The 19,407-nt window shown below is 64.6% G+C and carries 19 protein-coding genes and 1 pseudogene; 12 read left to right on the top strand and 8 right to left on the bottom strand.

Features of this window, described 5'->3' with window-relative positions:
• Position 1: 1 nt before the first annotated feature.
• Both IVA75_RS24440 and IVA75_RS24435 read right to left on the bottom strand, forming a co-directional pair.
• Positions 2 to 598 carry a redoxin domain-containing protein gene (locus IVA75_RS24440; RefSeq protein WP_247286700.1) on the bottom strand — a complete coding sequence of 199 codons (597 nt, stop codon included), beginning with the start codon at positions 596 to 598 and terminating at the stop codon, positions 2 to 4.
• Positions 599 to 613: 15 nt separating this feature from the next.
• Complete coding sequence (locus IVA75_RS24435) at positions 614 to 2,371, bottom strand: MOSC and FAD-binding oxidoreductase domain-containing protein (RefSeq protein WP_247286698.1); 1,758 nt, start codon at positions 2,369 to 2,371, stop codon at positions 614 to 616.
• A 169-nt stretch (positions 2,372 to 2,540) separates the two neighbouring features.
• On the opposite strand from IVA75_RS24435, the gene IVA75_RS24430 reads away from it, so the two are divergent.
• The 5 genes from IVA75_RS24430 to IVA75_RS24410 all read left to right on the top strand — a co-directional run bounded on the left by IVA75_RS24430 (position 2,541) and on the right by IVA75_RS24410 (position 5,270).
• Entirely contained in the window at positions 2,541 to 2,921 is a 381-nt protein-coding gene (locus tag IVA75_RS24430) for a nuclear transport factor 2 family protein (RefSeq protein ID WP_247286695.1), read from the top strand.
• A gap of 260 nt (positions 2,922 to 3,181) precedes the next feature.
• Complete coding sequence (locus IVA75_RS24425) at positions 3,182 to 3,655, top strand: tellurite resistance TerB family protein (RefSeq protein ID WP_027569422.1); 474 nt, start codon at positions 3,182 to 3,184, stop codon at positions 3,653 to 3,655.
• Positions 3,656 to 3,657: 2 nt separating this feature from the next.
• Positions 3,658 to 4,020, top strand: coding sequence for a hypothetical protein (locus tag IVA75_RS24420; RefSeq protein ID WP_027569423.1), 363 nt, complete (start codon positions 3,658 to 3,660; stop codon positions 4,018 to 4,020).
• Positions 4,017 to 4,652, top strand: coding sequence for a TerC family protein (locus IVA75_RS24415; protein WP_247286694.1), 636 nt, complete (start codon positions 4,017 to 4,019; stop codon positions 4,650 to 4,652). Before IVA75_RS24420 ends, IVA75_RS24415 begins: the two co-directional genes overlap by 4 nt.
• Before the next feature lie 33 nt (positions 4,653 to 4,685).
• Positions 4,686 to 5,270 (top strand): TIGR00645 family protein, encoded by a 585-nt coding sequence (locus IVA75_RS24410; RefSeq protein WP_247286693.1) that lies wholly within the window; start codon positions 4,686 to 4,688, stop codon positions 5,268 to 5,270.
• A 37-nt stretch (positions 5,271 to 5,307) separates the two neighbouring features.
• Here the strand turns inward: IVA75_RS24410 and IVA75_RS24405 are convergent, their stop codons facing one another.
• Both IVA75_RS24405 and IVA75_RS24400 read right to left on the bottom strand, forming a co-directional pair.
• Positions 5,308 to 6,255, bottom strand: coding sequence for a helix-turn-helix domain-containing protein (locus tag IVA75_RS24405; protein WP_247286692.1), 948 nt, complete (start codon positions 6,253 to 6,255; stop codon positions 5,308 to 5,310).
• Positions 6,256 to 6,350: 95 nt separating this feature from the next.
• Positions 6,351 to 7,289 (bottom strand): LysR family transcriptional regulator, encoded by a 939-nt coding sequence (locus IVA75_RS24400; RefSeq protein ID WP_247286691.1) that lies wholly within the window; start codon positions 7,287 to 7,289, stop codon positions 6,351 to 6,353.
• Between the two features lie 157 nt (positions 7,290 to 7,446).
• Between IVA75_RS24400 and IVA75_RS24395 the strand changes: the two genes are divergently transcribed.
• Positions 7,447 to 8,022 carry a hypothetical protein gene (locus IVA75_RS24395; RefSeq protein WP_247286690.1) on the top strand — a complete coding sequence of 192 codons (576 nt, stop codon included), beginning with the start codon at positions 7,447 to 7,449 and terminating at the stop codon, positions 8,020 to 8,022.
• Positions 8,023 to 8,055: 33 nt separating this feature from the next.
• Here IVA75_RS24395 and IVA75_RS24390 read toward each other — a convergent pair whose 3' ends face one another.
• Complete coding sequence (locus tag IVA75_RS24390; protein ID WP_027569428.1) at positions 8,056 to 9,138, bottom strand: substrate-binding domain-containing protein; 1,083 nt, start codon at positions 9,136 to 9,138, stop codon at positions 8,056 to 8,058.
• A gap of 113 nt (positions 9,139 to 9,251) precedes the next feature.
• Between IVA75_RS24390 and IVA75_RS24385 the strand changes: the two genes are divergently transcribed.
• Complete coding sequence (locus IVA75_RS24385) at positions 9,252 to 10,736, top strand: aldehyde dehydrogenase family protein (RefSeq protein WP_247286689.1); 1,485 nt, start codon at positions 9,252 to 9,254, stop codon at positions 10,734 to 10,736.
• Between the two features lie 188 nt (positions 10,737 to 10,924).
• Complete coding sequence (locus IVA75_RS24380; RefSeq protein ID WP_247286688.1) at positions 10,925 to 11,188, top strand: hypothetical protein; 264 nt, start codon at positions 10,925 to 10,927, stop codon at positions 11,186 to 11,188.
• Between the two features lie 7 nt (positions 11,189 to 11,195).
• Here the strand turns inward: IVA75_RS24380 and IVA75_RS24375 are convergent.
• Positions 11,196 to 12,091: pseudogene (locus IVA75_RS24375) on the bottom strand (alpha/beta fold hydrolase).
• A 181-nt stretch (positions 12,092 to 12,272) separates the two neighbouring features.
• Between IVA75_RS24375 and IVA75_RS24370 the strand changes: the two are divergent.
• From IVA75_RS24370 to IVA75_RS24360, 3 genes are all read left to right on the top strand, one after another.
• Positions 12,273 to 13,661, top strand: coding sequence for a 3-deoxy-7-phosphoheptulonate synthase class II (locus IVA75_RS24370; RefSeq protein ID WP_247286686.1), 1,389 nt, complete (start codon positions 12,273 to 12,275; stop codon positions 13,659 to 13,661).
• 4 nt (positions 13,662 to 13,665) lie between these two features.
• On the top strand, positions 13,666 to 14,019 hold the full coding sequence (locus IVA75_RS24365) for a diacylglycerol kinase (protein WP_085395859.1): 354 nt from the start codon (positions 13,666 to 13,668) through the stop codon (positions 14,017 to 14,019).
• Between the two features lie 92 nt (positions 14,020 to 14,111).
• Entirely contained in the window at positions 14,112 to 15,869 is a 1,758-nt protein-coding gene (locus IVA75_RS24360) for an NAD+ synthase (protein ID WP_247286684.1), read from the top strand.
• A 161-nt stretch (positions 15,870 to 16,030) separates the two neighbouring features.
• Here IVA75_RS24360 and IVA75_RS24355 read toward each other — a convergent pair whose 3' ends face one another.
• Positions 16,031 to 17,215, bottom strand: coding sequence for a DUF2865 domain-containing protein (locus tag IVA75_RS24355; RefSeq protein ID WP_247286682.1), 1,185 nt, complete (start codon positions 17,213 to 17,215; stop codon positions 16,031 to 16,033).
• Positions 17,216 to 17,345: 130 nt separating this feature from the next.
• The gene (locus tag IVA75_RS24350; RefSeq protein ID WP_007592521.1) at positions 17,346 to 17,651 is read right to left on the bottom strand and encodes a hypothetical protein; all 306 of its coding nucleotides are present in this window, start codon (positions 17,649 to 17,651) and stop codon (positions 17,346 to 17,348) included.
• Between the two features lie 293 nt (positions 17,652 to 17,944).
• Here IVA75_RS24350 and cysS point away from each other — a divergent pair, with 293 nt between their 5' ends.
• Positions 17,945 to 19,327, top strand: coding sequence for a cysteine--tRNA ligase (cysS, locus tag IVA75_RS24345; RefSeq protein ID WP_247286680.1), 1,383 nt, complete (start codon positions 17,945 to 17,947; stop codon positions 19,325 to 19,327).
• The last annotated feature ends 80 nt before the right edge of the window (positions 19,328 to 19,407 follow it).

The following is a 19,407-nucleotide window of genomic DNA, read 5'->3' as shown; positions in this document are numbered from 1 at the left end:
TCTAGTCCCGTTCGCCGAGAGTTTCGACGTAAGCCTTGCCGTAGGGATGAAAATGCTCCTTGCGGCCCTGGTCCCACAGTGCCCTGAGGCCGGGCGCCGCGATGTCCCAATCCGGCCGGCACTTCATGCCGACTGCCCTGAGGTCCTGGCGGAGTTCTTCGACGGTTGGACGGCCGAAGAACCAGTAGCCGTTATAGATCTTGTGAATGACAAGGCCGGGCTCGAGCACGACCACGTGCGGAATCATCGGATTATGGACGGGGTCGGTGTATTCGGCGATGTCGAGATCTTTCTGAACGAGGCGCCGCGAATCCGAGAGGAAGGGCCAGTGCGCTCCGACGCCGCTGCGATATTCACTGGTCTGGGTGATATTGTCGGTCGTGATCGTGACCATCCGGCAATAGCCCACCTCCATTTCGCGATGGAGTTGCAGCAAGCCTTCGGCCTGGCGGCGATCCTTGGGACAAAATCCACCGCGGCCGAGCACGAGCACCATCGGATCGCCCGCCTGCAGCTCGGAGAGCTTTCGATGTTTGCCGGTGTGGTCGCTGAGCTCGTAATCGGGGAAGGTTACTCCCGGTATCATGTCAGGTCGCATTACGCTCTCCCAGTTTTACAGATCAATCACGGCGTCGTTTCGGGGCCGTGAGCAGCAGATCAGGACATTGCCGTCCGCCGGCGGATCGAGCGGATCCGGCGCATAGTCGACCGTCCCCGCGATCAATCCGCTCTCGCAATTATGGCAGACGCCGGTCCGGCACGACCAGCGCACGGGGACGTCGCAAGCTTCGGCCAATTCCAGCAGGCTGGCGTAGGCCGGTCCCCAGCACACGTTGAGGCCGCTGCGGGCGAACGAAACCATCGGGCCGGGGCCAGGAGCGCCAACCGGCGAGTGCGCCCGTTTCTGCGGGGAGGACGCTATGCCGGGCGTCAAGGATGGTCCGGCGCCGAACAATTCGGTGTGGATGCGATCCGGTGCGATGCCCAGCGTTGCGAGGCCAGCTTTCAGATCGCTCATGAAAGCTGCCGGTCCGCACAGATAGAAATCGCCGTCACGCGGCACGCTCAGGGTCTGGAGCAGGCGTCCGTCGAGATGTCCGGCTGTATCGAACGCCACATTGAGACGATCGTCCGGGTCAGGCGCGCTGTAGCAGACGTGGCTATGGTGACGAGAGAGCCCACCTAGCAACTCGCGCGCCTCGGCGGCGAATGCATGTTCGCGGCCGTTGCGGGTGCCGTGCAGCCACCACACGTCCCGCGTCGTGCCTTCGGCGGCGAGGGCGTGGAGCATTGCGAGTACCGGGGTGACGCCGATGCCGGCGCTCAGCAGGACGACGGGGCGCGCATCTTGCCGGAGCGTGAAACTGCCGCGTGGCGCACCGAGCTGCACGGCAGCGCCGTCCACCAGCTCGTCGGCGATGTAGCGGCTGGCGGCGCCGTGCGCTTCGCGCTTGACGCTGATGCGATAGGACGCGGCATCGGCGCCGCTCGACAGCGAATAGCTGCGCGTCATCGCCTGCGCAGCGGAAGGTTCGAGCCTGATGACGACGAATTGACCGGGCAGGGCGGCCGCCACGGGATGTCCGTCGGCGGGTTCGAGGATCAGCGACGTCACGTTGCCGCTTTCGGCGATCTTGCGCGCCACGCGAAATGAGCGGAATCCGCGCCAGGCCGGAGGAGGGCTCGCCGCCGGCCCAAGTCCGGCGTTTCCCGCGATCTTGTTGTCCTTCTGCTGCTCGAGCAGCGCCGCGAATGAACGCTGCCACCCGCGGCTCAGCGCGGGAATCCGCAGCGCGCGCTCCAGGCGTTCGCGCGGATGAGGCGGCAGGTAAAGCAGCGCATTGACCTCGGACACGCTCATGCGCTCGGGTCCCACAGCGATCTGTTTGATCTCGTCACCGGCTTCGACGTCGCCTTCCTCGAGCACACGGAAATAGAATCCCGGCCGCCCGTGCCTGACCAGCAGCGCGGCCATGTCCGGCTCGTCCATCCGAATGCCGAGCCGGTAGCAGGTGACGCGCGGCTGCGTCACTTCGAACACGGCAGAGCCGATCCTGTAGCGGTCTCCGATGCACACGTTGGTGTCGGCGAGGCCCTCGACCGTAAAGTTCTCGCCGAACTGGCCATGAACGAGGTTCGATCGACCGAGATGCTCCTGCCAGTACCGATAGGATTCGTCCTGATAGACGAATACGGCACGATGTTCGCCGCCATGACCGGCCGTATCGCCCTGGCCGTCGCCATCGATGTTGAGCCGGCGCACCCTGCGCGGGCCTGTGACCTGCGCCTTCCAGATGCCGGTGTGGACGGTCCGACCCTGCCAGGCGACGTCGCGCGGCAGGCCGACATTGATTGAAAGCAGACGTGCCATTGCGTGTTCCCGATCTGGCTGCGCGGTTCTGCCGTCATCCTTGCAGCAAGAGGGCGTTTTTGGCTCGTTAGTCGTTGTTAGAGGTTGCGAGCAAGCCTTGCCACCGGCGGCCTTGAGGCCAATCTGAGATGGCGTAACGAAAACGCAGTCGGGACAACGGGAGGCCACGATGGATGATCAGGGCAAGCTGGCCGCGCTTCAGCGCCATTGGGACGCTTCGGACGCGAACGATTTCGAGGCCGAGCACCACATCTATCGCGAGGACGCGGTGCTCGACTATCCGCAATCCGGCGAGCGCATCCGCGGTCGCAGCAACATCCAGCAGAGCCGGTTCGTGCAACCGAACAAGAAGCGCTTCACGGTTCGGCGAATCGTCGGCGGTAACGATCTCTGGGTGAGCGAATTCGTGCTGACCTATGACGGGGTGCCGTCTTACGTGGTGAGCATCATGGAATTCCGCGACGGCCTGGTGGCGCACGAGACGCAGTATTTCGGCGACAGGTTCGAGCCGTCGGCCTCGCGGGCGCATCTTGTCGAGCGGATGGGGTAACACACGGAACCCGATGCGGCGGCTGGTCGCAGTCGCGTCGCCTTGATTCCGACAGTCCCATCTTTATGTGTGGAAGGAACAAGAATCCGGGCCCCTCTGGCGAGGACGCCGACGCTGTCGGCAAACCTCGTGATGTCGGATGACCTGTCCCGCGCGAATGCGATGGATCGGCCGATCGTCGGGCCTTCTTGAGAGTCTCTCCGACCCAATCGTCCCCATCGCAGCTCCGTGCGGTCATTTCGCAAGATAAGGGAGCAACGATGTCCGACGCCAAGCATTCCAATCCGATCGAAATCGAGATCACCGAGCCGTCCAGCCTGAACGAGCAGGCTGCGGTGGCGCTGGTGATCGTCGGCGCGCTGGTTGCGGTTGCCGACCGCCAAGTTTCGCCGGTCGAACGCGACGAGGTCGTCCGTTTCATCCGGGATCGCAAGCTGGCGCCGCACATATCGGAGGACCGGCTCTACGCCATGTTCGACGAGCTTGCCGAACGACTCGAGGAGCCGGATTTCGCCAATGTGGTGATCGAGAACTTGCGTCCGGTTTCGGACCTGCCGCTGTCGGCTCATTTGATGGAACTGTCGGAGCGCGTCGCGGCCGCCGACGAGGACGTGCATCCCCACGAAGTGCAGGCGATCAAGCTGTTGCGCCTGCTGACGCTGGTGCTGCCGCGCGCAAAGCAGGTGGCGCCGGGTGCAGTGCGGGCCGAACAACGCATCGCCGCCGAGGAGTAAGCATGAGCGTAGTTTCGGACGAAGATAAGACAGGGACTGCGGGTGCTACCGGCCAGATGGCCGGCGGCGACCCGCGCCTCGACAAGCTCGTCCGTCGCCTCCCGCCACGTATGGGTGACACCGTCACCTATCTGCTCAAGCCGTCCAGCCGCTGGGTGAGAATCCCCTCGGGCGCGCTGCTCATTGTCGGCGGCGTCCTCTCCTTCCTGCCGGTGCTCGGAATCTGGATGCTCCCGCTCGGCCTTGCTTTGCTCGCAGAAGACGTTCCCGCACTGCGATCCTCGCGCGGCAAGGTTTTGGATTGGGTCGAGCGGAAGAAGCCGCAATGGCTCGATCCTGCCGCACCGAAAAATGACCAATCATGACTGAATTCATCACCACCGAAGCGCTGACCGCGCTGCTTCAGGTCGTCCTGATCGACCTCGTGCTCGCCGGCGACAATGCCGTCGTCATCGGTCTTGCCGCAGCCGGCCTGCCGGCCGAGCAGCGCCGGCGCGCCATCGTCGTCGGCATCATAGCCGCCACCGTCTTGCGCATCGTCTTTGCCGGCGTCGCGACCCAGCTTCTGCAAGTGATCGGGCTGTTGCTCGCCGGCGGCGTGCTGCTGCTCTGGGTGTGCTGGAAGATGTGGCGCGAGCTGCGCGAGCAGTCCGCGCACGCGAACGAGCTCGCGTTCAGCCATGGCGGCAGCCGCGCCGCGCCTGCCTCCCGAAAGACCTTCAGGCAGGCGGCCGTGCAGATCGTCGCCGCCGACGTCTCGATGTCGCTCGACAACGTGCTCGCGGTCGCGGGCGCTGCGCGCGAGCATCCCTACATCCTCGCCTTCGGCCTGCTGTTGTCGGTCGCGCTGATGGGCGTCGCCGCCGATTTGCTCGGCCGCGTGCTCCAGAAGCAGCGCTGGATCGGCTATGTCGGCCTCGCCATCATCGTTTACGTCGCCTTCGAGATGATCTATCGCGGGTCGCTCGAGCTCGCGCCTGTGATCGCGAGTCTCTGAGGCAACGTGCCTGTCCATCATCCGGAGTGATCAATGACATCCGAACCCAAAGCACCTTCGGCGGTTTCCGTGCCGGCGCCGCAAATCGGCGCGTTTGCCCAACTCATCTTTGGCTCGCGCTGGCTGCAGGTCCCGCTTTATGTCGGCCTGATCGTCGCGCAGGCCGTCTATGTGCTGCTGTTTCTGAAGGAGCTCTGGCACCTGGTCGTCCACTCGTTCGACGCCACCGAGCAGCAGATCATGCTGGTCGTGCTCGGGCTGATCGACGTCGTGATGATCTCGAACCTGCTGGTGATGGTGATCGTCGGCGGTTACGAGACCTTCGTCTCGCGCCTGAACCTCAGCGGTCATCCGGACGAGCCCGAATGGCTCAGCCACGTCAACGCCAGCGTGCTCAAGATCAAGCTTGCGATGGCGATCATCGGCATCTCCTCGATCTCTCTGCTCAGGACCTTCATCGAGGCAGGTAATCTCGGCACGACGCGGAGTAATTTCACCGAGAGCGGCGTGATGTGGCAGGTGCTGATCCACTTGACCTTCATCATCTCCGCGATCGGCATCGCCTGGGTCGACCGCCTCGGCGATAGCGGCCAGCGCAAGGGAGCCGGCCACGGCTGAGCGTGACACACGGCCGCTCAAAGACCGAAGGCTGCGCTCAGGGACGTCGGCTCCGCGCCAGCGTCTCGGAGGGCGTCTCGCCGAACGCCAATCTGTAGCCGCGCGAGAACTCACCAAGATGCCAGAAGCCGTTGCCGAGCGCTGCGGCCTTGACGCTCATGCCGCCACCTCCGACCATGAGCTGGATGCGGGCGGACCACAGCCGCTTGAGGCGCAGATAGTGGTGCAGGCTCACGCCGTGCACTGCGTGCGCGGCCGTCTGGAGCGTACGCAACGATACGCCGAGCGCAGAGGCGAGGTCGTCACTGTAGAGTGCCTTGCTGCCGGACCACATGACCATTTCGTCGAGGCGCGCGATCAGCTTGCGGTGCTTGGCGAACGATCCGCGTCGCGCGGTTAGCCCGCCTGCCGGCGCGAGCGCATCGTCGAGGCAGGCGAGCAGCGTCTCCTGGATGGGTCGGTTGAGCGCCTCGAATTGCCGGGGATCGTTGCACGCCGAGGCGAGCGAGAACATCTCCAGGATAGCGGTACGCAGGCGCGCCATCGGATGGTCCTGCGCGCGAACATATGCGAGGCCCGTGTCGAAATCCGTCCAGCCGCGATGACGCATGTCCGAGTTGAAGCGCAGCATCAGGTAAGTGTTGGGATGATGCTCGATCGCATCTACGGGCGCTTTGCCGCGCATCATGGCAATCGTGGAATTGTCGACCTCGCGGCCGTTGGAGGTGGAGTGAAACGCGAGGGGGACAACGAGGCCGACACCATTGTCCGTGCCGATCTCGGCCTCAAACCGCCGTGCAAAGGAGCGCTGGAGCACGAACAGCCCATCCTGGAGCGGCAGGATGGCGCGAGACAGCGAGAATTCGCGCGGGCGGAGCGGCGTGCTGATGCCGAGGCCGAGCACCTCGTTGGCGCGAAACTCGGCGAAATCCGAGAAGCGCTCGATGCCGAGGATTCGCGAAGGCTTCAGCCGACATAGCGGCATCTCGGAATCCTGGCGTGAGGGATGAGCCGCAAAATACAAACGGTATCAGATGGTCGACCATCGGCCCTATCCCGGAAGACTACTGCGACGCTTCATCACGCAACCTGCGGATAGGCCGCGTTTTCCCGCCGCTCGCGCTCGCCCAATTCGCGCACCAGCTCCTGGAGGAAGGATTCCGTGTGGGCGGGCAGAGTGCGCTCGGCGCGAACGTAGATGCCGAGATCTGACCACACCGGACTGCCGGCGTTGTCGAGCGGCAGGAAGACGAGCCGGCTGTCGCGCGACAGTCGGTCGATGCCGAGCTGGGTCTGGAAGGCGACGCCGACGCCGCGCGCGGCGAGCTCGCGCATCAGGTCGATCGAGTTGGCCTGGATGGCAGGCTCCGGCGTCTCGGACAGCTGCGCGATCAGCGGCTGGAGCAGATGGTAGATCGATAGCTCCGGCAGCGCGTGGATGACTGGAAAGGCGAGACATTGGGTCAGCGTGACCGTCTTGCCGCGCGCCAGGGGATGATTGCACGCCACGACCGCGCCGAGGCGAAATCGCTTCAAGGCGACCTGGCGCAGATCCGGCGGATGGCGAAGCGCCATGGCGATACCGATGTCGGCCTCGCCGCGGCTCAGGGCCTCCAGCACATCCGACGATCCCTTCACCTCGGTGGTGAAGCTGACGCGCCGGGCGCGGCCGCGATGGGCGGCTATCAGGTCCGGCAGCACCGACTCCGTGAGCGACTCGATGCAGGCAATGCTGACAGTGCCGTGCCACGTTCCGGACAGGGACGCGACGTCCGAGCGGAAGCGGTCGAGGTCCTGGAGCACGTTCATGACGTGCCGGGCCAACATCTCGCCGACCGTCGTCAGCGTCAGGCCGCGCGCATTGCGCTCGAACAACGGTGACCCAACCTCTTGTTCAAGCTTGAGAATCTGGCGGCTTACGGCGGACGAGGCAACGTTCAGCAGGCGCGCCGCGGCCCGGATCGAACCGGTGCGGCGAACGGCGTGGAAGTACTGGATGGCCGGTGAATGAAAGCGCATGGGACCCCCGGCTGGATTATAGCTGTTGCTGAAACGGCATCAACATGTGCGAAATTCTGTGCTTTTCGAGCGCGCTCCTCCCACCTAGGTTCGCCGCCGGATTGCCGGTTCCGCCAGACCGTCATGCCATGCGCAACGAGGCGCCAGGGGATTCGGGGTGGACGAGAACATTGTTTGCGAGGTCGCGCCGGACACGCGCCTGGTCGATCGCCGTCGCGCGGCCGCCTATGTCGGCGTGACCGCCGGACGCTTCGAGCAACTGGTGCGCGACAGCGTCGTGCCACCGCCTGTTATGGTGGACAACAAGCGGCGCTGGCCGCTCGCGTTGCTCGACGTTGCGAAGGACGCGGTTGTCACCAGCAGTATGCCGAGCCTGCCGCAGGTGATGGTTGAGATTGCGCAGGACGCGCGTCTCTGCGAACGGGCCCCGGCACCGGCCTTGCACGAACTGCCGGACCAGGCCTGGTTCGAGCAGCGCGCGCGGTTCGTTCAACGCGTGCGCCGCTCACTGCTGTCGGGCAACGAGATCCGTCTCTTGCGCGAGTTCAAGCTGCTCAGGCAGAACCAGATCAGCATGTTCGGCTATTACGGCAGCTTCGAAGCCCTGATGGTGCGCGGCTACATCGTCGAGCTCGCGCGAAAGCCGCCGTCGAGCCGTCCGCTGGTGACGTACCGGCTGACCGCGCAGGGCGAGCGGGTCCTGTCGGCGCTGAAGGACGAGCCGGCGATCTGACCGGCGCGGACAAGGCGACGGCATCCTTCGGCATCATCGCACGGCGTGCATCTCCAGAAACGCCTTCACGCCGGTGACGGTGCCCGTGTCCGACGGCACATAGCCGGGTAGTGTCGCGACGGCCGCGCGAAAATCGGCGCTGCGGATGATCTCCAGGATGCGCTGCATCGGCTCGGTGTCCAGGAACGCGCGCTTGCAGACGAAGAAATAATCCTCGGTCAGGAGCCGGATGAAATCGAGGCCGAAATGCCGGGCCGCGGCTTCGACGCCGAAACTCGCGTCAGCCATGCCGCTCGCGACATAGGCTGCGACCGCGGCGTGGGTGAATTCGATCTGCTGCGCGCCGTTGATGCGGCTCTCGTCGATGCCGTTTGCTGCAAGCAGTTGGTCGAACAGAAGCCGCGTGCCGGAATCGTGATCGCGGTTGACGAAGCGGACTTTGGGTCCGGTGAGATCATCAAGCGAAGCGATGCGCAGCGGATTGCCGCGCGCGACCATCAATCCCATTTCGCGTGTGACGAAGCTGATGATGCGATCCTCGCGGGGATCGAGCCATTCGCGCGCAGCCTTGATGCCCTGGGCGCGCAGCGCGCCGTGCGGCAGATGCAGGCCGGAGAGATCGCAGGCGCCCTGCGCCAGCGAGACCAGCGAATGCTGGTTGCTGACATAGCGCAGATCGACGCCGATGCCGGGCTCGCGGTCGAGGAATTCGCGCAGTTTTGCGACCGCAAAGCCGTGGCTGGCATGCACGCGGATCACCGACGGGCGCTGCTCGAGGAATGGCTTGATCTCGCTTGCCAACTCCTGCGCCAAATTTTCAAGCTGAGGTCCGAGCCGGGCCTGCATGCGCTCGCCCGCCCACACCAGCCGCTCGCCGAACGGTGTGAGCTTTGAGCCTTTGCCGCGCTGGGTCTCGACCAGCGGCGTGCCGAAGAACTCCGACCATTGCTCGATCAGATTCCAGACATGGCGATAGGAGAGATGCGCGTCCTTGGCCGCGCTGGTGATCTTCCCGGTTCTCCTGATCTCGTTGAGGACGCCGAGCATGATGATGGCGGTGCGCGGATTCCCCTCGCGGCGAAACCGCCAGACGGCCTCGATCTCGATCTGAAGCATCGGTCTTCCTTATGAACTGCACTTCATATGATGATGGTCCATTTGCAATCCATATCATATTTACTCCCGCCCCTAGGCGCCTAATCTGGTATACCAGAACTGGAGAAAATATGATGTCTGTTGCATATGACTTTGTGCATTCGCCTGCGAGCGAGTTCATGTCCCGCCCACAGCATCTGCTGATCGACGGCCGCCGCGTCCCCGCCAGCTCCGGTCGCACCTTCAAGTCGCTCAATCCGGCCACCGGTCAGGTCATCGCCATCGTCGCCGAAGGCAACGAGGCCGATGTGGAGCATGCGGTCGCCGCCGCGCGCCGGGCTTTCGAAGGCTCCTGGCGCACGATGCGGGCGTCCGAGCGCGGCCAGATCCTGCTGCGCTGGGCAGACCTGCTCAAGGCTCACGCCGAGGAGATCATCGAACTCGAGTCGATCGACGCCGGCAAGCCGATCTCCGCGACATCGCGGCAGGATTTTCCGGCCGCCGTCGACACGCTGATCTACTACGCCGGTTGGGCCGACAAGATCAGCGGCGACGTCGTGCCCGTGCGCGATGATGCCCTGACTTACACCGTGCGCGAGCCGGTCGGCGTGGTCGCGGCGATCGTGCCCTGGAATTTCCCGCTGATGATCGGGATGTGGAAGCTCGCGCCGGCGCTGGCCTGCGGCTGCACCATCGTGATGAAGCCGGCCGAGCTGACCTCGTTGTCGGCACTGCGCATCGCCGAGCTCGCGCTCGAAGCCGGCCTGCCGGCGGGCGTCTTCAACGTCGTCACTGGCCCCGGCCGGGTCGTCGGCGACGCGCTGGTCAATCACCCTGACGTGGACAAGGTCACCTTCACCGGCTCTCCCGGTGTGGGGCGGGGAATCATGAAGGCCGCCGCAAGCAACTTCAAGCGCATCTCGCTCGAGCTGGGAGGCAAGTCGGCCAACGTCATTTTCGACGATGCCGATCTCGAAGCCGCATCGAAAGCTGCGGCTTCCGGCATCTTCTTCAACGCCGGCCAGGTCTGCTCGGCCGGCTCCCGCGTGCTCGTGCAGGAGAAGGCCTATGACGAGGTCGTCGAGCGACTGGCGGCGCGCGCGAAGTCGCTCAGGATCGGCGACCCGCTCGACCGCAAGACGACGCTCGGTCCCGTGATCTCAGAGAAGCAGATGAAGTCGATCCTCGACTATGTCGAGATCGGCCGGAAGGAGGGCGCGACCCTCGTCACCGGTGGCGAGAAGGTCGGCGACCGCGGCTACTTCATCAGCCCCGCGGTGTTCGCGAATGTCGCGCACGAGATGCGGATCTCGCAGGAGGAGATCTTCGGGCCCGTCGTCAGCGTCATCAAGTTCAAGGACGAGGCCGACGCTTTGCGGATTGCCAACGGCACGGCCTACAGCCTCGCCGCCGGCGTGTGGAGCCGCGACATCGGCAAGCTGCAGCGCTTCGCCAAGCGGGCGCGCGCGGGCACGGTCTGGATGAACACCTATGGCTATACCGACGTGCGGCTGCCCTGGGGCGGCGAGCGCGACTCCGGCCTCGGCCGCGAGCATGGCACCGCCGCGCTCGACAATTTCACCGAGCCCAAGGCTGTCTGGATGAATCTGGCCGTCTGATACCTCCCGAGCGGCCAAGCCTGGAGCCCGCCTGCCCCCCACGTGCAGGCGGGCTCTTTTTTCGAGATCGATAGAATTGTCTGCATTCCGCTCAGCGGCGGCAAACCCTGCGGACAAGAACTGTGCGGCCTTAAACTCCGGCTTTGGAACCGGCGTGCATCCTGCCTGCAACAGGGTGGGGCATCAGCATGTCAGTTCTCAGGGAGGTCGTCGTCGCGGTCGCGGGAGTCTATGCGCTCCTGTTCGCGTGCGACGCAGTGTTCGGGGTCGGCGAGGCGCGCTTCGACGACGTCTATTACAGCGCCAGCTTCTACGCGCCGCGGCCGAAGGAGTTTCGTTTCGCCGGTGATACGCCGCCGGCCGTCCGCGTCAGCGAGGCGTTTGCGCAATTCGCGCCGGGCGAGGCCAAGCCGAACAAGCGCTACTCGTCGCTGACCACGATCCTCCGGTAAGCGCCGTCTACTCTCCCTGGATCCATTCCGCGACGCCGCGCCACAATGTGTCGCGGTGGTCGGGGCGGAAGAAGCCGAAATGGCCGATCGCCTTGGCGCCGACGTCGGACGGCTTCACGTCGAGCACCTCCGGCTTGATCGTGGTGAATCCGCTCGCAAGCAGCTCGACCGCGGGCCGCGTCGCCCAGGGATCGTCGGAGAAGCAGAGGGTGCGCAACTCGCCCTTGAACCTGGCGAAATTCTCCAGCTCAGGCAACTTTGAATCGAAGAGATAGCGGGGGCTCGAGACCCACTCGGCCCATTGCAGGAAGACGCCCTTGGGCAAATCCTCACCGATGCCGGCCCAGCCCGGCGCGTAACCGAGCGCGTGCACGAGCGGCACACCGACAAAATTCATGAAGGCAAAGACGCGGTATCTTTCCGGTGACGTCATCAGCCGCCAGGTCGCGGCCTGCGAGGCCACGAACGCGGCGCGCGAAATCTCCGTGTTGTTCGCGATTAGACCGAGGGCCTGGCCGCCAAAGGAGTGGCCGATATAGGCGAGAGGGAGAGTGTTGTACCGCTCGCGCATCCAGTGCACTGCGGCGGTAACGTCGAGCGCGGCCCAGTCCGACATCGAGGCCTTGAAGCCGACCAGCGATTTCGGCTGGTTGTAGCCAACCATCGCCGGCAGCCGGGAGTCCCCGATGCCGCGATAGTCGTAGGTCAGGACCGCGCAGCCGCGATGGGCGAGATAGGAGGCAAAGCCGCGATAGATTTTTCGCGGGACGGCCGTCGCCGAATTGACCAACACGGCATGACGTTTGGTGCCGCGCGGCAAGAATAGCGTACCGCTCAGCGCAACCCGTCGGTCGCCGGGAAGCTGATCTCGTCGATGAAAACGTCGTCCAGTGCCACGTCCATGGGCCGAAGGTATCTTGCCAGTTTCCAAGCCGTTTCCCAGCAAATGCGAATTTGGCTTTCCCCGCAAGGCTTTGCAATGCCAGATGGATTTACAACTGGCGGCCGGTGGCCAGCCTGTGTATAAGGCGACCCTCGCAACCCACAGATCAGGTTGTGCTTTTTGCTTCACGGAGAGATTGCGATGTCCGAGCGGTGGACGCCCGAGTCCTGGCGCAGCAAGCCGGTGCTACAGGTGCCCGATTATCCCGACGCCAAGGCCCTGGCCGACGTCGAGGCGCAGCTTGCGACCTTTCCGCCGCTGGTGTTCGCGGGCGAGGCGCGCAATCTGAAAAAGGCGCTGGCGCGGGTCGCGGCCGGTGAGGCCTTCCTGCTGCAGGGCGGCGACTGCGCCGAGAGCTTTGCCGAGCACGGCGCCAACAACATCCGCGACTTCTTTCGCGTGCTGCTCCAGATGGCGGTGGTGCTGACCTATGCCGGCGCCGTCCCGGTGGTGAAGGTCGGGCGCGTCGCCGGCCAGTTCGCAAAACCTCGGTCCTCGCCGATGGAGAAGATCGACGGTGTCGAGCTGCCGAGCTATCGCGGCGACATCGTCAACGACATCGCCTTCACCAAGCAAGCGCGCGTCCCTGATCCGCAGCGCCAGCTGATGGCCTATCGCCAGTCGGCCGCGACGCTGAACCTGCTGCGTGCGTTCGCGACCGGCGGTTACGCCAATCTCGGCAGCGTCCATCAGTGGATGCTCGGCTTCCTCAAGGATAGTCCGCAGTCCCGTCGCTACAAGGAATTGGCCGACCGCATCTCCGATGCGCTCAATTTCATGCGTGCCTGCGGCCTCGATCTCGAGGCCCACCCAGAGCTGCGCGCCACCGATTTCTACACCAGCCACGAGGCCCTGCTGCTCGGCTACGAGCAGGCCATGACCCGCGTCGATTCCACCACCGGCGACTGGTACGCGACCTCGGGTCACATGATCTGGATCGGTGACCGCACCCGCCAGCTCGACCACGGCCATATCGAATATTTCCGCGGCATCAAGAATCCAATCGGGCTCAAATGCGGACCGTCGCTCAAGCCCGACGAACTGCTGAAGCTGATCGAGGTGCTCAATCCCGACAACGAACCGGGCCGGTTGACGCTGATCGGCCGCTTCGGCTCCGACAAGATCGGCGAGCACCTGCCGAACATGATCCGCGCCGTGAAGCGCGAGGGCAAAGTGGTGGTCTGGTCGTGCGACCCCATGCACGGCAACACCATCACCTCGACGTCAGGTTACAAGACGCGGCCCTTCGACCGCATCCTGTCGGAGGTGAAGTCGTTCTTCGCGATTCACGCCGCGGAAGGCACCCATGCCGGCGGCGTGCATCTGGAGATGACCGGTCAGGACGTCACCGAGTGCCTCGGCGGCGCCCGCGCAATCACCGACGAGGATCTCAACGACCGCTATCACACGGTCTGTGATCCCCGGCTCAACGCCGAGCAATCCATCGACATGGCTTTCCTGGTCGCAGAACTGCTCAAGCAGGAACGCGCCGGCAAGGTCAGGCCGATGCCCGCCGCAGCGGGGCTCTAGAACCTTGCTGCGGATCTGGAAGGCCACGATCAATTCCCGTAACGGTCTGGCCTTTGCGTTCCGCTCGGAGCAGGCCGTCCGCGAGGAGATCGTTGCGCTCCTCTTGTCGCTGCCGCTTGCGTGGTTGGTCGGCGCGACCGCGATGCGCGCGGTCGAGCTGATCTGCGCGGTCGCGTTCGTGCTGGTGGTCGAACTGCTCAATACGGCGATCGAGAAGCTTGCCGACCGGCTGACCATGGATCACGACAAGCAGATCGGACGGGTCAAGGACATGGGGTCGGCCGCGGTCGGTGTTGCGCTGCTGATGGCCGGCGCGTTCTGGATCATCGCCATCATCGAGCGATTGGGATTCCTCTAGAGCGCTAATCGCGCTTTAGGTTGTTGTTTTGGGCATGATCTTTTCGGAAGACCGCTTCGCACTTTTCCGGATCATGCTCTGATCGGAGCGCCATGACCGAACGTCTCAACGCATTCGCGGTCACGCTCGCCCAGCTCAATCCGACCATGGGCGACATCGAGGGCAATGCCGCGAAAGCGCGCTCGGCGCGCGTGCAGGCGGCCGCCGACGGCGCCGATCTCGTGCTGTTTCCGGAATTGTTCATAGCCGGTTACCCGCCGGAAGATCTGGTGCAGAAGGCTTCCTTTCAGGCGGCCTGCCGCGCTGCGATCGAAGTGCTGGCGCGCGAGACCGCCGATGGCGGGCCGGCCATGCTGATCGGCACGCCCTGGGTCGAGGAGGGCAGGCTCTACAATGCCTGCGCGCTGCTCGATGGCGGTCGTATCGCTGGCCTGCGCTTCAAATGCAATCTGCCGAACTACGGCGTGTTCGACGAGAAGCGGCTGTTTTCGCGTGGCCACGCGGCCGGCCCCGTCACCGTGCGCGGCGTGCGCATCGGTGTGCCGATCTGCGAGGACATCTGGCTGGAGGAGTCCGAGGATTACGAGAACGTGGTCGAGACGCTGGCCGAGACCGGCGCCGAGATCATCCTTGTGCCGAACGGATCTCCTTATGCCCGCAACAAGGCCGACGTGCGTTTGTCGGTCGCGGTCGCGCGCGTCACCGAGAGTGGCCTGCCGCTGGTCTATCTCAACCAGGTTTGCGGGCAGGACGAACTTGTGTTCGACGGAGCTTCCTTCGCGCTCAACGGCGACCTTTCGCTCGCAGCGCAATTGCCGGCGTTCGCGGAGAGCGTCACCACACTGCGGTTCACACGAAGCGGCGACGATTGGCGCTGCACCGGTCCGATCGCCGCGCAGCCCGAGGGCGACCACGCCGACTACGCGGCCTGCGTGCTGGGTCTACGCGACTACGTCGCCAAGAATGGCTTTCCTGGTGTGCTGCTCGGCATTTCCGGCGGCATCGACTCCGCGCTGTGCGCCGCGATCGCGGTCGATGCGCTGGGTGCGGATCAGGTGCATGGCGTGATGCTGCCTTATCGCTTCACTGCGGCAAGCTCGATTGCCGACGCCGGCGAGCTCGCCGGCCATCTGGGCATCCGCTACGAGGTGCTGCCGATCGCGGAAGCGGTGAACGGGTTCGAGACGATCCTGTCCGGCGTCTTCAAGAATCTGCCGCCCGATGTCACCGAGGAAAATCTCCAGGCCCGGACTCGCGGCACGCTGCTGATGGCGATCTCCAACAAGACCGGCCTGATGGTGGTGACGACAGGCAACAAGTCGGAGATGTCGGTCGGCTACGCCACGCTTTACGGCGACATGAACGGCGGCTTCAACCCGATCAAGGACATCTACAAGACGCAGGTGTTTCGGCTGGCAAGCTTGCGCAATTCGTGGAAGCCCGAGGGGGCGCTGGGGCCGGAAGGCGAGGTGATCCCGCCCGACATCATCACGCGTCCGCCGACCGCGGAGCTGCGTGAGAACCAGACCGACCAGGATTCGTTGCCGGCCTACGACGTGCTCGATGCCATCCTGGAGCGTCTGATCGAGCGCGAGGAGCCGCTCGACACGATCATCGCCGCCGGCTTCGACCGCGAGACGGTGACCCGCATCGACCATCTCCTTAACGTCGCCGAATACAAGCGCCGCCAGGCCGCGCCCGGCGTCAAGGTGACGGCCAGGAATTTCGGCCGCGACCGCCGCTATCCCATCACCAACCGCTTTCGCGATAAAGGCGAGCAGCTCGCCGCCCCGGACGAGACGCTGGTGTCGCGTGGGAGCAAAGCCTCGATCGACGCATTCGAGGGGTGAGGCTGGCCGAAGGTCGTGGGATGGACGGTTCGTCACGTACGACGCTGTCATCATCCGCGAAGGCGGATGATCCAGTACGCCGCGGCGGACGTTGTCGAAACCCAAGTGATGTCACGGAGTACTGGATGCCCCGCCTTCGCGGGGCATGACAGTTGTGCCGCCTACTTCTGCTGTTGCGGCAGGAAGCTCGGCCCGACCGATCGGATGGGCTTGTTCTCGGACGAGGTCGTCGCGGCGCCGGTATCGGCAGGCGGAGTCGCGACAGGTGCAGTCGCCGTGGTCGGCGTCGCACCCTTTTTGCCATTGGCGGCCGGCGTGCCCTTGTTGAGCTGCCGCTGCTGCATTTTCTTGGCGCTCTCCTCGGTGACGATGATGTCACCCTGCTGCTCGGCCGATGCCTTGTCGTCTGCCGATTTGAGCGCGTCCGCCCAGGTCTGGCCCGCGGCCTTGCAGGAGCAGGACGGGTTGAACTCGCTGCGGAATTTGAACGCGGTCGGCAGCGCCGTGTAGGGCTGGCCGTTGGTGGAGACCGCGGAGTTCATGTCCTCGCCGGGATTGCGATGGGTGTAGAGCACGGCTTCGGCGGCCGGGCACAGCGCCTTGCAGGTCTTCTCGTCGTCGGGGAAGCGCGCCGGCACGGTCGCAAACGAGACCGGGAAATAAGCACCGTCGCAGGTGCGCACGCACACGGTGCGATAGGTGCCTGATTGCGGGCCGAGATCGGACGGCGGCACGCCTTGCGGATTGTTGGGGTTGTTGCCGCCGAACAGATTGCTCAGGAAGTTGCCGCCGCCTTGCGACTGCGCGGCGTTGGCATATTGCGGGCCGCAATTGTTCTGCGCCAGCGCTGCCAGCACCGAGCGGCGCTGGTTGTCACGCTCGGGACTGAAGCCGCCGGCGCCGCCGCGCAGGCGTTCGAGATTGCCGGTGATCTGGTCCAGATTGGCGCGCATCTGCTGGATCTGGGTGTTGACCGGACCGCATTGCGCCGACTGGCCGCTGAACAACGAGAAGAAGCCGGAGGAATCGCAGCCCATGCGCTTGGCCTGCATGGTGACGCGGTCGAGCTCGGCCTGCTGCTTGGTCTGGGACTCCTGATAGCGGCGGATCTGGTCTTCGCGTGCGGGATCACCGCCGCCGCCACGATCGAGCCCGGCGAGCTGGCCTTCCAGGCGCGCGCACATCGGGTTGGGTCCGAGCCCGTTCTGGCCGGGCTGAGGCGGCGGTCCCGGCGGGCCGGCCTGTGCGGACGCGTTATTGGCGAGCGCGACCGTGCTCAAGAGCACGGCGCAGGCAAGAATCGAGCGAGCACGGGAGAGAGACAAAAATTCAGGCATATCCGCCATTCTAGCGAGGTCACGGCCACGCGTGATGTGGAGGGCCGAAGCGCGCCCTCCCATAGCCGCTTCCTGCGGCATCGTCACGTCGTTTCAGAGGCCAGGGATTGGACCTAAGGTACGCCAGTTCCGAGCGAATTCAGCGCTGGCAGGTGATTGCGACATATTCATCGCAATGGCCATGGGAGCAGTTTGCGCCGGATTTGGGGACAGAGCCGGTAATTTCGTCGGGATCGACCCGGCGATAGGCCGAAGCCTGGGCAAAATCGCGTGACTGGCAGTAGGTGCGGGCGACCTGCGCGCCGCATTTGTCGCTTTTGGCCAGGCACTGATCGACGCCGTAGCCATCCGCCTGGTTGGGGATGATGAAGACGCGGGTCTCGGCGAGAGCGCTGGAAACGACGAGGATGGAGGCGCAGGAAATGAGCGCGAGCAATGATCGCATGAAAACACCGGGGGCAAAAAAATAGAAACTGCCAGTTCCAGAATGGGCTCAAATGGTTAAGGATATGAACCATCTATGCGCGGCGGCTGCGCATTGCGGAGATAAAGCGGCATTTTCGCGGCTCTCTTGACGCGGGGCCGCCTCATAGCCCATATGTTCCGTCATGAACGGTCTCCTCGTCATTTGCGCCATTTGCCGCGAGATTACGAGCTAGCGATTCGCTGGCTGGAGCCGTCTTTTCTCAAAACCATTGAGAGCACTGGACGCCCGGCCAACAGCCGACGGGTATCCTTATGGAATTGCGCCTTTACGATACGCTGAGCCGGGAAAAGCGCACCTTCGTGCCGCTCGATGCCGAAGACGTCCGCATGTATGTCTGCGGACCGACCGTCTATGACTTCGCCCATATCGGCAACGCCCGGCCGGTGATCGTGTTCGACGTGCTGTTTCGGCTGCTGCGCCATCTCTATGGCGCGGCCCACGTCAAATATGTCCGCAACATCACCGACGTCGACGACAAGATCAACGACCGCGCCGCGCGTGATTTCCCCGGCCTGCCGCTGAACGAGGCGATCCGGAAAGTCACCGAGCAGACCGGCAAGCAGTTTCACGCCGACGTCGACGCACTCGGTGCGCTGCGGCCGAGCGTCGAGCCGCGTGCGACCGAGCATATCGGCGAGATGCGCGAGATCATCGAACGGCTGGTCGCCGGCGGTTTTGCCTATGTTGCCGAGGATCATGTGCTGTTCTCGCCGCAGGCGATGAACGCGGCCGATGCCGGGCTGCCGCGCTATGGCGCCCTGTCCAACCGCTCGCTGGACGAGATGGTCGCCGGCGCCCGCGTCGATGTCGCGCCGTACAAGAAGGGCAACACCGACTTCGTGCTGTGGAAGCCGTCCAAGCCCGGCGAGCCGTCATGGCCGTCACCGGCCGGCGTCGCCGCGCAGGGGCGCCCGGGCTGGCACGTCGAGTGCTCGGCGATGGCCTGGAAGCATCTCGGCGAGCACTTCGACATCCATGGCGGCGGCATCGATCTCGTGTTTCCGCATCACGAGAACGAGCTCGCGCAGACCTGCTGCGCCTTCCACCGGGAGCGCATGGCGAACTACTGGATGCACAACGGCTTCCTGCAGGTCGAGAGCGAGAAGATGTCGAAGTCGCTCGGCAACTTTGTCACGATTCACGAGCTGCTCGCGGACTGGCCGGGCGAAGTGCTGCGCCTGAATATGCTCAAGACGCATTACCGCTCGCCGATCGACTGGACGATGAAGTCGCTGGAGGAGAGCGCCAGGACGCTCGACGACTGGTATCGGGTTGCGGCTGACGTCGCGCCCGGCAAGCCGGCCCCCTCAGTGGTCGAGCCGCTGCTCGACGACCTCAATACACCGCTGGCGATCGCGGCGCTGCATGGCCTGCGCGGCAGCGACGTTGGTGCCCTCGCGGGTTCGTTGCGGCTGCTCGGCTTTCTCTCCGAGAGTGCCGCGCAGTGGGAAGGGCGCAAGCAGCAGGCGAGCGGCGTCGATGCCAAGGAAGTCGAGCGCCTGCTCTCGGAGCGGACGGCGGCGCGTGGGCGTAAGGACTTTGCGGAGTCCGATCGTATCCGCGATCTGCTTGCCGCGATGGGCGTTGCGATCAAGGACTCCAAGGAAGGCACGACGTGGGAGGTCGCGCGATGAAGCGGCCCGACACGCCTTTTCCGCGACACTGGTTCTATTACATAGCGCTGAAAATCCTGCTGCTCGGCGCTGCCGTGGCG

The organism is Bradyrhizobium sp. 134 (assembly GCF_023074155.1).
Taxonomy (GTDB): domain Bacteria; phylum Pseudomonadota; class Alphaproteobacteria; order Rhizobiales; family Xanthobacteraceae; genus Bradyrhizobium.
This window is presented reverse-complemented; position numbering and strand designations above follow the sequence as displayed.